Here is a 14764-nt window from a genome sequence, read left to right as displayed (position 1 = left end):
GCCGGCAGATTTAAGGCTGCGCGTGCCGGGCCACGGTGCGGCAGCCCTATTTAACATCGGAAGCGGGGCGGAAGGGTGCATTTTTTACTCAGAATGTCTGGAAAGCTGATGCGTCTAAAGAAGAAGTCGATTGGGCTGATAATCCTTTTTTTTATTGTTCTGAGCGCAACCATCGCGTTTATTCTAGAGCCGGGTACATTTCATAACTGGTTCAACGCCTTCTATTGGGTCATGACTACGATGGCCACCGTTGGATACGGTGACTTTTTTGCGACTTCGGTAATGGGGAAGCTGTTTACCATATTTTTGTACGTATTCGGCATCGGCCTGCTCAGCTTGGTCATCGGGAAGATTGTTGAGGCCATGGGAGAGGTGCAGAGAAGGAGAGGAGCGGGAACCTTGAGCTTTCACGCCGCAGATCATATTGTATTGATTAATTGGAGCCGCAAAACGCAGGCAGCCGTCGAAGAGATTCAATGCTACACACCGAAATGCAAGATCGTCATTATTGACGAATCAGGGTGTCATCCGCTGGAGCATATGGAACAGGTTCATTTTATCAGCGGCGATGCATCCAGTGATGAAATTCTGCAGAAGGCCAACATTCATGAAGCAAGGGCAGCCATTGTGTTCGGTGACAACCGGATCGACGAAGCTTCGCTGATTGACGGCAAGTCGCTGCTGATCGCTTCGAGCATTGAGCGGATCGCGCCGCAGGTACATACTACTGTAGAGATTATGCAGGAGAAGAATATTCAGAATTTCCGGCATGTTCAGGTGAATGAGTTCGTGCTGTCGCATGATGCCATCTCCAGATTGGCTGTGCGTTCCGCACTGCAGGAGGGGAATTCGGAAGTCATCACCCAGCTGCTCAGCCGCCAGCATGGCGACGACATTTATGAGATCCCGCGGAATCCCGCTTGGCAAACCTATGGAGATGCCTTTCAGGATCTGCTTTCGCAGGGGGCAACCCTGTTGTCCGACCACAGCGACCTGAGCATCAACCGCAAGCTTAATCAACCCATTCCGCAAGATGCCAGATTATATATTGTGTCGGATGAGGAGACGTACCGGAGAATTAAAGGATAGAGCCATTATATGCATAAAAATGAAGCTGCCCGGGCCGGTAAATGCCCTGTAGGGCGGCTTTTGTCTATTCGGCGCATAAAATGTAAATATTTAGATATTTTTTATTGTTTTGACACATAATGATCAACATTAATCTACATTTAGTGACTTATATTACCGTTATAATAGTATCGAAACCTTAATGCTATCTCTAAAGGAAGTGATAGATTGGGAAATAAAAGCGTTCAAGCCGCGGCTATTATGCTGTCTCTATGTTTATTGGCCTCCTGCAAGAGCAATGGGGAGCAGCCAATATCTTCCCCGGAGACCAGCACGGGTTCTTTGCCTTCATCCTCTACTCCCTTGAAGAGCCAACCAGCCGTCCATATAGATAAAGAGGAACAAGAGTTGTACACATTCATTGCAAAACAGCTTACGGGTCCTTATGGCGTCTATACGAATTTGCAGGACACCGACCAGACGGCAGAAGCAGCCACTGGCCACGAAGTACTAAGCGAGTCTGCTTCACTCATGATGAGGATCGCCGTACTGAGCGGCAATAAGGAGCTGTTCTCCTCAGAATGGGCAAAGGCGAAGCAAACGTTCAGTACAGAGGGCGGTTTCAGCTATCGTTATAGTCCGAAACTCCAAAAACACTACCCCCTTAATGCCGCCGTTGATGATTTACGCTTGATCGGCGCGCTATATGCAGCAGGAGACACCTTTGCCAACAAGGAATACACGAACGAAGCAGCCGAATATTCTAAGATTTTTTACCGCAATAATGTAAAAGATGGATATATGTACGATTTCTATGACAATGATTTCCGGGTGACCAATGACTTTGTTACTTTATGTTATATTAATCTGGATGTCTTGCAAAAATTGTCGATAAATGACGAAATTCGCGGAATTTTATTACACAACATGAACACAATTCTCGAGGACGGGTATCTGTCAGATGAGTTCCCGTTCTATGAAACGAGATTTAATTATAAGACAGGTAACTATAGCTCGGAAAAAATCAATACGGTGGAATCGCTGCTGAGTATTCTGAATTTGGCTGAGGTGGACCGGCAGAAACCACAGAGTATCCGCTATATCAAGGAGCAGGTAGAGGCGGGAACGCTGTACGGGCAATACACCAGGGACGGCCAGCCGGCCAATGATATCCGCTCCACGGCAATTTATGCCCTTACGGCAATGATTGGCGCAGAGATCGGCGACGACTCTCTTTATAGCAGAAGTATAGAAAGAATGAACGAATTTAGAGTTACGGATACAGGGAGTGTCCTATACGGCGGGTTCGGAAATCCTGAGACGGGACAAGCCTATTCTTTTGACAATCTTATGGCCTTACTCGCTTATTCCTACTAATTTAATCTAATAGTAACGAAGGTGAACCCGCATGGATGACAACACAATGAAAATACCTTTGCGCAGAGGTTTAATCCCTGTTAATTTAACGGTAACCCCTGCTTTGACAGCGGCCATTGGCGTACTGATCATTACTGTCTTCGCCTTGTTTACGGCTCCCTATGTGGGGATGGCCGATAACGGCGACTTTTTCCGCATCATCTACAGCAACGGCCTCTACTTCAACTTGCCGGATTATGACAGCCAGTATTTTGGCTATTTTGTTAAACAGTTCGGAATCTATCAATATTATAATGAGAACAGCTCCATGCTGGTCTCCTCCCAATCCCTCTTTATTAAGCTGGCAATTGGAGTCAATAAGCTGTTCTTCAGCAAAGAGGTCTTTGATATCCGCTTTCAGGCAGCCATTTATCTGATTCTTTATGTCGCAGCTGTTTATCTGTTAATAGAGGCTGTTACTTGCCGTATGTCCCGCAGACGGGGGATGGTCACCGCGGTCATTGCGATTGTTATCTTCGGAGATACCGGCTATACGGCGTATTTCAATTCCTTCTTTGGCGAGAGCATTGTGATGATTACTATGCTGTTCATGTTCGCCTCATGGCTGCTTCTCTACCGCGGAAGATACAATGATTATGCCATGCTGGCGGTGTTTCTGATCAGTACGCTGATCCTGACGACCTCCAAGCAGCAGAATGCTCCGGTGGGCATGGTGATTTCCCTGTTCGCGCTTTCGCTTATCTGGATTCGCAGGGAACGTCTCTTCCGCTGGCTTACTATTGCTGCTGCGGCGCTGATGATGATCACGGGTGTTGCAACCTATTTGAACATCTCCAAGGAGTTCGTGAATATTAACCAATATCATGCCATGACCCGCGGGGTGATGATGCAATCCGACAATCCGGAAACGGCTCTGAAGTCCTTTGGTATCAACGAGCAATACGCGATTCTAAGGGAAAATACGTATTACGACCAATACGGCACAGTTGATGTGAAATCGGACATTCTGGAGAAGGACTTTTACAGCCAGTACGGCTTTGTCTCGGTCCTGAAATATTATCTGGCCAATCCTGCCCAGATGGGCTCTATACTGGATACTGCCGCGAAAAGCGCCTATACCATCAAGCCTGCGGCGATGGGCAACTACGAGAAATCAGTAGGTAAGGAATTTCGCGCGCAAAGCCATTTCTTCACCCTTTACAGTATGCTTAAAGAAAAGCTGGCCCCGCGAACCTTCGCCTTTATTCTCTTATGGATGGCGGTTATTATAGGGATTTTTACGCCGTCCTTTGTGACGGCAGCGAAAGCCGGGAATTTCAGAGGCCTGCAGAGATTGCTGCTGATTATAGCGACGATGCTGGTGGGGCTGTCCGGTATCTTTGTATCTATTATCGGAGCGGGCGATGCCGACATTGCCAAGCATGAATTCCTGTTTACGTTGTCGTTTGACTTGGTGACCTTCTTTACCGTATCAAGCGTCATTGGACGGGGGCTCTTCTTGAAAAAGAAAATCTCAACCGCGACTCCCGCGAGCCCTGCCGTCCCTGCAGGCGAATATTCCGTAGCCGAAAAGGGTGTGAGTGCTTGAACCGCAAGAGGATCATAGGCTTGCTGCTGGTTATATTCGCACTGCTGCTTCCGGCTCCGGTTCCCGTACATTCCGCTCCCGCACCGCAGCAGACCCTGCTGCTGTTCGACAGCTTGGCGAAAGGAACGCCCCGGGAAGGAAATATCACGGAGCTTCAGCGGCTGCTGGCCGCCTACAGCACCAAAGTTACACTAATGAGTCTGGATGAATACGAGCAAGGCACACTGGCATCGTACTCCAGCGTGATAACAGTCATAAACAGTGAAGATCTTGCCATTACGAATAAGGCGTACTTAGAAGATGCGGATAATTATCCGGGGAAGGTTCTGCATGTTGGTTACAACATCCCAGTCAAGATGAAGCAGACGCTGCAGCTATCCACGGCTGTATTTCACGGGCAATATGCCAGCCTTTCTATAGGAGAGTTCTCCGGAGTTGGCCTGAATGTGCCAGAGATGCCCTATATTGCGGCGAGCAAGGCAACGCATGCCTACGGTAGTTTTTCATTTCAGGGCGGCAGTCTGCAGGCGCCTTATGCCGTGAGCCGGGGACAATATACTTATGTACCCTATTTGGAGAAAGGGAATTTCAGTACTGTCGCAATGGCTTATGTACTGAAGGATTGGCTTCCGTCTTCTGTGGCACCTCAAACCTATCTGGTGCTTAAGGAGATTTACCCGTTCTCGGATTTTGAACTGCTGGAGAAGACAGCAGACCGGCTCTATCAGAACGGAATTCCGTTCATTGCCAGTGTCCGGCCGGTGTTCGGCAACACCGACTTCCCGGCGATGGAGCGTTATTTGGAGGCGCTGAGAATTGTGCAATCCCGCAACGGCAGTATTGTGGTGAATGCGCCTGCGGTAAGACCGCCTATCAGCTTGAGCGACCGCTCACTGAAGGGCAAGATGAACGGGTTCATCAATGTGCTGGTGGCGGGCGGTATAGCACCGCTGGGCATTGGAGCGGAAGGATACTGGACCTACGACAAAGAGTATGCGGGGGCAGGAATGGGCTTTTTCGACTCAGCTGTGCTGTATCCGGATGAAGAAGCCCGGTATATGGAGCAGACCGACACTTCGGCGGTTTTTGCCTCCAGCCTGTACAGTGTGATGCCGGAGTTCCTCCTGAGTTTGCGGCATACCGGAAAGGCTATGCCCCAGTTACCGCTGGATACCGCGGTTGTTGTCGATCTTCCGGAGGACGACGAAGGACTGGAATCCATGCTGCGCACGGTGGAGCAGAGCTGGATCTCTTTTGCCGATTATAAGCAGGGAGCCCATAAGGTAGTTACCGATACGAACACTATTGCCTCCGTAGACGGTGTCATCAGAGTGGGCGGCAAGGCACTTAATGTCGGGTATGCGCCGGAAGTGGTGGACAGCGATTACCAGTATCAGAAGGAGCAGGTCAAAAGCTTCACCCGGCTGTTCAGTGCGCAAAATCAGTTTTTTATTGTGGTCATCATCATCTCTCTGCTCGTGTTCGGCAGCCTGTTGATTATCGGTTACAGGATGTACCGGAGAAAATATTTGAAATAAAGAAAATTTATCAATGGTAGGAGAACAATATGACGATATCGGATGTGCTGATGGTGATCGCGGTGATCTGCATCTGGTCGCTGCTGCTTGTGAATGTGGCTTTAATCATCGCGGGATATTTATATTACATCACAACGGAAAACGAAGATGTCCCCGAGATTAAGGGCGAGTATCCCTTTGTCAGCATCATGGTTCCCGCACACAATGAGGGAGTGGTCATCAGCAAGACCGTAGAGTCGCTCCTGGCCCTCGATTACCCGCATGACCGTTACGAGATTATCGTCATTAATGATAACTCCTCGGATAATAGTGCATTGCTGCTGGGGAGCATTCAGAAAAGACATCCGCAGCGCAATCTGATGATCATTAATACGGATGCGGTCACGGGCGGCAAAGGCAAATCCAATGCGCTAAATATAGGCTTTGCCCGCAGCAAGGGCGAATTGATCGCCATTTATGATGCCGACAATACACCGGAAAGAACGGCGCTGCGCTATCTGGTGGCGGAGATTATGAATGACTCCACACTCGGCGCGGTAATCGGTAAATTCAGAACCCGTAACCGTGATGCGAGCCTGCTCACCCGGTTTATTAATATTGAGACGTTGTCTTTTCAGTGGATGGCCCAGGCGGGGCGGTGGAAGCTGTTCAAGCTTTGCACCATTCCCGGCACCAACTTTATTATGCGCAGGTCTATTGTGGAGAGCATCGGCGGCTGGGATGTCAAAGCAATCGCTGAGGATACCGAGATCAGCTTCCGGATTTACATGATGGGCTACCGGATCAAGTTTCAGCCGAAATCAGTGACCTGGGAGCAGGAGCCGCAGACGGTAAAGGTCTGGTTCAAGCAGCGGACACGCTGGGCGAAAGGCAACATCTATGTAATCGTCAAGAACATTCCGCTGCTCTTCAATAAGTCGGCTGCCAAAATACGCTTCGATATCCTGTATTACTTGTCGATCTACTTCCTGCTCCTGATCTCACTTGTGACATCGGATATCTTGCTGGTTCTCCATGCGATGGGCTATGTTCATACTACGATTGCCGGACTCAGCAGCTTCTTGTGGCTGCTTGCCATCATCTTGTTCGTGGTTGGAATCTTCGTCACGCTGACGACGGAGAAGGGCGAGATGAGCTTGTCTAATCTATGGATCATTCTGCTGATGTATGTTTCGTACTGCCAGCTCTGGATGGTTGTCGCCGCTTACGGTTTATACAACTATCTTAAGGACGTCATTTTCAAACGGGAAGCCAAATGGTACAAAACCGAACGCTATTAAAGCGCCGGAGCAAGAGAAATAAGATGCACAGGAGATACGGAATATGATAAAAAAACAGATGTTGTTATGGGTGCTCTGCTTCTCCCTGCTCCTGCTCCAGCTCCCTGCGGCTTCTGCCGCGCCGGCACTTCCCGGAGATGGCAGGCTGACTTATGAGACATCCTTTACCGCAACGGATACTGCCCTTTCGGGATCCAGCTCCATGCAGCAGAACTTCACAATAATGGATTATTGGAATGTAGATGAGCTTAAGATCAATCTGCATTTTCAAGTTTCGCAAATTACAGCGGAGCAGATTTCGAGTGTCACCCTGTCGCTTAACGGCAGTCCATTCTACTCGTTCAGGCCGTCACTGCAGAATAACGGGGAGCAGAGATTAAGCCTTAGTGCACCTAAAGGGTTCCTGAGAGAGGGCAGCAACGTACTGAGCATTAAAGGAAATCTGCGGACTACGACAGCAGATGACCAAATATGCTATGTGGACAACAAGCAGGGCAGCTGGCTGCATCTGTTCAACACCTCCAGTATTGCAGTAGTGTACACCCCAAAAGCACTAACCGGAGGTATCAGTGACTTCACGGAAAGATTCTCCGGGATTGATACGTTAAACAGCAATAAGAGCCTTATTGCCATACCGGAGAATGCCAGCGGCTCCGAGTTGGAGTCTGCCACCTATGCTTTGTCGGGATTGGTAAAGGGGAATACGCTGGAAGACCGGACGATTCCGCTGCTGCCCTACCGGGAGGATACGATCAAGGACAAGGGCTTCGTGGTCGTGGTGGCGATGTACGACCATGTTCCCGCCGGACTGATGAAGCTCCTAAGCTCCACTGAGGATCTTAGCACCCATGCCCTGATTCAGCTGGTCCAGAAGGATACCCGGCCAACGCTGGTGGTGACCTCGAAGGACGAAAGCCTGCTGATCAAAGCCGGACGGCTGCTCGCAAGCCAGGAGCTGCTCAGCCAGATCAGCAGTGATGTGAAGGCGGTTGACGATGCCACCGAAGTTGCCGATCCGGCCTATTCCATCAGTTCGAATGTAACCTTTGCCGAAGCGGGCGACAAGCTGACCGGCCCCAATCATCAGGAACGGACTTATTTTGTTTCCTTGCCCTCTAACCGCTCCATTGCCGATTCCGGTAAAATCAGTCTGGATTTCCGCTATGCCCAGAATCTTGATTTTGAGCGGTCTCTGGTTACAGTGAGCATTAACAATACGCCAATTGGCAGCAAAAAGCTGACGAAGGAGCTGGCTAACGGCGATACCCTGAATGTATCGGTGCCGCAAAGCCTGAATATTTCCGGAAACTTCTCTGTCACGGTCGCTTTTGATCTGGAAATGGCAAGTGCCGTCTGCACGCCGAATACGGAGCAAATGCCTTGGGCCTATATCGGCAAGGAGTCAGCGATGCATTTGAATACAAAGGACCGCACGGAACTGCTGTTCAATAACTATCCGTATCCATTCCTGCGCGATGAAATTTATAACCATGTTGCCGTTGTGCTGCCTGCTGAGATGGATGATTACTCCTATCAAAGTCTGGGCAATGTCTTCAATCTGCTTGGGCGGTATGCCGGCGGCAATACTGGAGATATCCACTACTATACGGATGATGTAAGTGCCGATAATCTGAAGAATAACAATATCATTGCCATAGGTTCCTACAAGAATAATAAGGTAATCCGGGACAATAACGACAAGCTCTATTTCCGTTACAATACGGACGGTTCAACGCTCCTCTCGAATGAGAAGATGAGTATTGAAGAGAAGTATGGTGCAGAAATCGGAACCTTGCAGCTTGTCGATTCCCCGTATGAGAATGGGCGCGGGCTGCTGGCAGTAACCGGGGTCAACTCGGAGGATTATTACATGGCCTCCAAGCTGATTTCTACCGAGAAGGATAAGTGGAAGGTGTACGGCGACGGGGTCATCCTTGATAAAGACGGCAACGTCGGCGCTTACCGCTTCAAGACGATTACCGGTGCGGCCAAGGATTCGGTGTTGAAGCAAATTACAGCCCGCAGTGATGTGCTAGGCTTTGTGGTGGCAGTCGTGCTTGTGGTCACATTGGTGCTTGTGGCGCTGCTTCTGCTGCTTCGCAAACATTTCAAGAAACGTGGTGATCAGCGTGAGACGTAACCGCAGCGGACTGATATCCGACCTGGGCTTTCTGGCCTTCCTGGTGCTGATATTCATATGTATTGTATTTATCTCCGGATCGCCGGATCACTATATCCAGAATATCATCATTCTGAATCTTGCGTTTCTGCTGGCGCTGGTCACCTACTTCACCACGGTAACCGCCGGGCTCACGCTGAATCTCGCCTTCATCTTCGGCTATGGTTTCTTTATCGTCTATCAGACGGTATCGCAGGGGGAAACGATCGGTGTAGACACCTATTTCTGGCTGATCATGACACCGCTGCTTACCGTAGTGTTATGGGTGTTCACTACAAGCAGCCGCGAGCTGCAGGCAGAGAACGAGCGGCTGATGAAGAAATCCGCCAATTTGGCCACGGTTGATGAGAATACCGATTTGCGGAACAGCGTGTCTTTCCAGAAGGATGCCAGCCTCTTTACAGGCATCTCAACCCGGTACAATATCCCGCTCACGCTGCTTGTGATTAAGGTGAAATATTGGAGCGAGATCCGCCGGCTGATTCCGGATGACCAACTGTCCGAGGCTATCTATGATGTATCCCAGCTCAGCCAGTCCAGCATCCGTACCAATGATGCACTGTATTTACTGGATAAGGACGATGCTACCTGGGGGCTGCTGTTGTTTACTGACCAGGAAGGCGCTAAGATTGTCATTGAACGGATCAAATTTAAGCTTCAGGAATTAAACGATACGGAGTTCTCCACCAAATACAAGGTAAATCTGGGACTGAAGATTGGTGCTGTGGAATATGAGGCCGAAACCATCGAGAATCCGTTTGATTTCATTGTTCAGGCCAAGAAGCAGCTCGAATATGACGTTTAATTTAATATGAAAATTCAGGACAAGCTAATAATAGTCCAAATATTCACCGTAGTTACGTCCTCGCCCAAATGGGTAAATCTTAAATTCAATCTATATAGTAAGGAGGAAGAAGCATGGATTTGGGTCTGAACGGAAAATCGGTATTTGTGGCGGCGGCGAGCAAGGGACTGGGACTGGCAACTGCTCTGGAATTTGCGCGTGAGGGAGCAAAGGTGACCATTTCCAGCCGGAACCGCCAGCAGCTTCTTGCGGCCCGGGACAAGATTGAGGAGGCGACCGGTCAGCAGGTTGCCATACTTGAAATGGATGTGACGAGCCCGGAGGATATCCGGCGAGCGGTTCAGGCTGCGGCTGAGGAGGCTGGGGGCCTTGATGTGCTTGTCACCAATGCCGGGGGACCGCCAGGTGGAGGGTTTGCTGATATGGCGGATGCCGACTGGAACAGCGGCTTTGAGCTTACACTGATGAGTACGGTGCGCCTGATCCGGGAAGCACTGCCGTATTTGCGCGCAGCGGGTGGCGGACGTATCGTTGGCATAAGTTCCGTTTCAATTAAACAACCGATCCAGGGGCTGATTTTGTCCAATGTATTCAGGGCCGGTGTGAATGCGCTGACCAAAAGTCTGGCGACCGAGCTTGCCCCGGAGGGAATTCTGATTAACTCAGTTGCACCTGGGCGCATCGGAACAGACCGGATTATGCAGCTTGACGGCAAACGCGCCGAAGCCCGGGCTGTCCCGCTGGAGCAAGTTCAGCAGGAGGCCCTTAGCCAGATTCCGCTTGGGAGAACAGGCACTCCGGAGGAGTTCGCAAAGGCCGCCGTATTCCTGGGGTCCTTCGCGAATACTTACATTACCGGACAATGTCTTCTGGTTGACGGCGGCATGGTAAAGTCGCTGTAGAATCCGTAGAGGTGGAGGAATAGAATGCCATTCACCGGAAGAAAATAGGAATAAAAATGGGCAAAAGGTTGACTCCGGGGGCGGGATCGCGTATGATGGAGTGGCGTAATTTGATCGTAGAAATTACGAATCTCCCTTCGTCTAAGTATCTTTGCTTAAATAGACCTAGAGATGGCTTCATGTTACCATAGAGCATTATTTACCCGGGAAGGAGGTTATTGCAATGAGAGAAGGCATACACCCGAAATACAACCAGGTTATCTTTCTGGATGCCAGCGTAGGCTTTAAATTCCTGAGCGCTTCTACCAAGTCATCCGGTGAAACAATGGAATGGGAAGATGGCAACACGTATCCGGTGATTCGTGTGGACGCAAGTTCCGCATCGCACCCGTTCTATACAGGTAAACAAAGAGATGCAGAAACTGGCGGCCGCGTGGACAAGTTCAAACAACGTCTGGCACAGAAGAAATAACATTTTCCAGACAAACAGGGAGATTACGGAAGTCATGCAGATGGCGGACCGGGATCTCTTTTTTTTTGTCATTTATTGTTTTGCCGCCGCTGGGAGCGGGTAATAATAAGCAGGTGGGAAGTGGAAGGTATCAATTAACGGATGGAACGGCATGTGAATGTGTATTCCGAAAGGTAGTTGATTAACCCATGTACTATCTGAAAGGGAAGACCAAATCGAGATTGCGTCGATTGTTTTCTGGAACAGCACCCTAGCAATTGGAAACTGGCATAATTAAAAATTCGCTTCTCACCTTTTGAAGACTCTACGGGCTGCCCGTAGGGTCTTCCTGTATGTTGGCCTGTCCTCTGCAGTAACCGGCACACTTGCCTATTGGACAATAAGTTTCCACAATCCCGAAAAGAAAGTAATTTTTTCAAGGAGTGATTCATTTGTGCGAAATAGTAGGATATAATAAGGCAAAGCTATCTCAAAATTAGGAGAAATATGACATGCCATGGATGCAGGGTTATCCGTATTATTTACTAATGGGCAGTGTTCTAAGTCTCTACATGGGCGTCAGTTCATACAAGCACCGCAACACACCTGGAAGACGCTATTTATGGATTTTAATGTTGCTTGTCAGCGCAATCTTCGCGGCTACGGCCGGAGAAATCCTCTCCCTTTCTTTTCAGGCCAAGCTGTTTTGGAAAAATGCTCAGCAGGCTCCGCTGTTTTTGAGCACGATATTTACTTACGCGGCGATTAAAGAGTATGTGTCGCGTTCTTCGGAAGGGCTTGACCGGCGGCTTGCCTTCTTTTGCGTTCCGGTTGTGCTGGATGTTGTGCTGATTTTCACGGACTCCGCTCATCACCTGATGCGCAGTGAAGTTGGCATAACCACTGTAGCGGGGATAAGCGGAATAATGGTTGAACCGACGGTTCTGAGTATGATCCTCATAGCCTACGACCAGCTCTTTGGTTTATATGCCGTCTATCTGCTGGCCCTATCTCTGCTGAATGCACCCAAGTATTTTTTTAAAAGAAATCTGCTCTTGCTGGCCGGACTTATAATTCCGGTAATTTCTGTTTTCTTCCTCCCGCTCCTCAAAATTTCGGTTACAGGCTTTACAGCATTTACATATCTGCCTCCGGTACTGGCGGCGTACCTGTCCTTGTTCCGCGATCCTCGGCTTTCCCTATATCCGCTGGCCAAGAATAAGATCTTTGAGAACATGAAGGACGGCATCGTGCTGACGGACCGTTATGACAGCATTATCGACGTCAATAAAGTCGCGGAGACCATGTTATCGGCTTTGATTGGAGAGCAGGCAAGCAGCTGGGAAGGCCGGAGCATTTATCATTTGCTGAAGCATTACGGTGACATCGCCAGTTATTACAGACAACGGGTTGAAGGGCAGTTCGAAGTCGAGGCCCCCGGCACCATGGACGTCTGTTACGGGGTGTCACTAATTGCTTCAGGGCGCAGAGAGACGGGGCCTTCCGGCATGCTTATTGTGGTCAGCGATCTCAGTGAGAAGAAACGGTACGAGCGTGAACTGCTCTACCAGGCAACTGTTGATGATCTGACCGGGCTGTACAACCGCAGGCATTTCATGCGGCTGGTGCAGAAGTACACGATTCGCGAGGGGGCAGGGATGGCCCTGCTGCTGTTCGACATAGATGATTTCAAATTGATCAATGATACATATGGGCACATGGCAGGTGATCAGGCTCTGGTCGATCTCTCCGGTAAAATACTTGCGGTGTACAAGGATAACGGCATTGCCGGCAGAGTGGGCGGTGAGGAGTTTGCTGTATGCTTTTTTACCGGCAGTGAGAGGGCAGCGCTGACGGAAGCTGAGAACTTCCGCGCCATAATGAGCGAGCATATTGTTCAGCTGGACGGCGGACACAGCATCCAGCTCACCGTAAGCATCGGGATTGCATTTACAGAGCACAGCGATATCTCCTTTGAGGATTTATACCGTGAGGCTGACGAGGCGTTGTATCTATCGAAGGCTGCCGGCAAGAATAGAGTGACGCTGGGCCGCAAGCCTGTACTCAGAGAGGCAATTAAGGGATAAGGTCTGTTAAGGAATATCACAGAAGACCACGCTGACAACCTTTGCAGAAAGTGTGGTCTTCTGTATAAATCATCTTTATGTCATTCTGCCCAATTATTCCTGGACTGTCTCCACAACGACCTTCAGGGCTGTGCCGATCGGCGGCAGGCTTTTGGTCATTAAGGGGCTATAGAATCCGATAACCTTGGCGCCTTTAGCCAGTGTGCTTGCCTCTACAGCCTCGCCGCTTTCATTAACAAGCGCGGTATCTTCAGCCAGACGAAGCACAACCTCGCTTGGCGATTGCTCGCTAAGGGCAGTGCCTTTAATCCGGATGCTGCGCGAGCCGTCTTCGGCTTTGATCACCTCTTCGACAGTACCTTGCGTCGCCAGCGTAGTGCCTTGCTTTTTTGAGTCCTGGACAGTGATCTTGTAAGCAGGGGTTTGCGGCGGCAGACTCAGGGTGGCGAATATGGCATGCTCTGCTTCCACAGTCATGCCGAGCTGAAGATCGGTAAATGCAAGCTTTGTGCCGTCAGCCATTTGGATAACGGTATCCTTGCCCACATTCAGCACAATACCTGCGGTGCCCGTACCTTTGATTTGTACAGACTGGAACTTACCGTCATTGCGAAGGGCAGTAATGACGCCACTCTCATTCTGATGTTCTACGGCTGGAGTAATCACGATTTGTTTTCCCTCCACGGAGATGGTTTGGTGCAGCACCTGGCTTACAAAGGAAGCCGGAACATACAGCTGGTTCCCTTTCGTCTGCGGTGCTGTTCCGAGCGTTGTATACATTTTATTGATGGCATAGCGGTCTTCACCGTTCTTCACGGTTGTAAAGATGTTGCCCTTATTCAGATCAACGGCTTTGGTATCTGTATTCCATGTGACGGTAAACCCAAGCGCCGCAGCAACGGTGCGAAGGGGAACCAAAGGTTCTTTGGCACTGGAAGGCTGAAATCCGGTATCAGAAAGGGTTGAGCCGTTGATTTCAATAGTGAAAGTTTTAGCCGCCGTGCTGGCGGATACCTGTGGCGTTTTGTTGTTTTTGATGGAGGTTGTGGCTGGTGCGGCCGATACGACTCCTGCAGTAAGGGCCAATGACAATGTTAAGAGGGCAACGCTTGTTTTCAGTGACTTGTTCATGTGTGTAGTCTCCTTTAGTTGAGTAATGTGTCAGGTGCGCGTCATCTTCTTAACGGTGATCATTTTGCTTTTGTTGCAATTTTTTATGAATTGAAATAAAAGTACTCTATATAGATTGAATTCTGAGAATTACATTTTGGGAAAAGTGGCGGAGGGGAATTTTGGAACTGTAGGAGCGATAGCGTCCGCCTGAAAGCTTTCCGCAGGAAAGCTCGCTTCGAAAGCAGCGTGCCCAGCTAAGCACGCAACCTCTAACCGGTGAAAGTCCGGTCGCGGGAGGGGCCAAGCCCCCGCGTAGCTAGGATGCCTGCGCATGGCGAAATCTGTGCGTAGAAGCGCATCGACAAAAGTACCGGTA

The 14764-nt window shown here is 49.6% G+C and carries 11 protein-coding genes; 10 read left to right on the top strand and 1 reads right to left on the bottom strand.

The genetic code is table 11. The features are described from left to right. Window positions 1-75: 75 nt before the first annotated feature. The 10 genes from ACQ76X_RS31585 to ACQ76X_RS31540 all read left to right on the top strand — a co-directional run bounded on the left by ACQ76X_RS31585 (window position 76) and on the right by ACQ76X_RS31540 (window position 13275). The gene (locus tag ACQ76X_RS31585; RefSeq protein ID WP_438497707.1) at window positions 76-1089 is read left to right on the top strand and encodes a potassium channel family protein; all 1014 of its coding nucleotides are present in this window, start codon (window positions 76-78) and stop codon (window positions 1087-1089) included. Window positions 1090-1476: 387 nt separating this feature from the next. Beyond that, window positions 1477-2445: a hypothetical protein gene (locus tag ACQ76X_RS31580; protein WP_438497705.1), complete on the top strand. Its 969-nt coding sequence runs from the start codon at window positions 1477-1479 to the stop codon at window positions 2443-2445. 46 nt (window positions 2446-2491) lie between these two features. After that, window positions 2492-4033, top strand: coding sequence for a glycan biosynthesis hexose transferase WsfD (gene wsfD, locus ACQ76X_RS31575; protein ID WP_438497704.1), 1542 nt, complete (start codon window positions 2492-2494; stop codon window positions 4031-4033). A gap of 20 nt (window positions 4034-4053) precedes the next feature. After that, window positions 4054-5571: a hypothetical protein gene (locus ACQ76X_RS31570; RefSeq protein ID WP_438497702.1), complete on the top strand. Its 1518-nt coding sequence runs from the start codon at window positions 4054-4056 to the stop codon at window positions 5569-5571. A gap of 29 nt (window positions 5572-5600) precedes the next feature. Continuing rightward, window positions 5601-6851: a glycosyltransferase family 2 protein gene (locus tag ACQ76X_RS31565; RefSeq protein ID WP_438497701.1), complete on the top strand. Its 1251-nt coding sequence runs from the start codon at window positions 5601-5603 to the stop codon at window positions 6849-6851. A gap of 43 nt (window positions 6852-6894) precedes the next feature. After that, a complete protein-coding gene (locus tag ACQ76X_RS31560) occupies window positions 6895-8991 on the top strand; it encodes a cellulose biosynthesis cyclic di-GMP-binding regulatory protein BcsB (protein ID WP_438497700.1) in 2097 nt (698 codons plus the stop codon). Next, on the top strand, window positions 8981-9835 hold the full coding sequence (locus ACQ76X_RS31555) for a diguanylate cyclase domain-containing protein (protein ID WP_438497699.1): 855 nt from the start codon (window positions 8981-8983) through the stop codon (window positions 9833-9835). Before ACQ76X_RS31560 ends, ACQ76X_RS31555 begins: the two co-directional genes overlap by 11 nt. 113 nt (window positions 9836-9948) lie before the next feature. Continuing rightward, window positions 9949-10737 carry an SDR family oxidoreductase gene (locus ACQ76X_RS31550; RefSeq protein WP_038597815.1) on the top strand — a complete coding sequence of 263 codons (789 nt, stop codon included), beginning with the start codon at window positions 9949-9951 and terminating at the stop codon, window positions 10735-10737. Between the two features lie 223 nt (window positions 10738-10960). Further along, window positions 10961-11209 (top strand): type B 50S ribosomal protein L31, encoded by a 249-nt coding sequence (locus ACQ76X_RS31545; protein WP_038597814.1) that lies wholly within the window; start codon window positions 10961-10963, stop codon window positions 11207-11209. A gap of 491 nt (window positions 11210-11700) precedes the next feature. Further along, window positions 11701-13275, top strand: coding sequence for a diguanylate cyclase (locus ACQ76X_RS31540; protein WP_438497698.1), 1575 nt, complete (start codon window positions 11701-11703; stop codon window positions 13273-13275). A 93-nt stretch (window positions 13276-13368) separates the two neighbouring features. Here ACQ76X_RS31540 and ACQ76X_RS31535 read toward each other — a convergent pair whose 3' ends face one another. Next, entirely contained in the window at window positions 13369-14406 is a 1038-nt protein-coding gene (locus tag ACQ76X_RS31535) for a copper amine oxidase N-terminal domain-containing protein (protein ID WP_438497697.1), read from the bottom strand. Window positions 14407-14764 lie beyond the last annotated feature (358 nt).

Origin of the sequence: Paenibacillus sp. IHBB 3054 (assembly GCF_051594305.1) — a bacterium.
GTDB lineage: Bacteria > Bacillota > Bacilli > Paenibacillales > Paenibacillaceae > Paenibacillus_AQ.
Note: the sequence above shows the minus strand (reverse complement) of the source record. Positions and strands in the feature narration are given on the sequence as shown.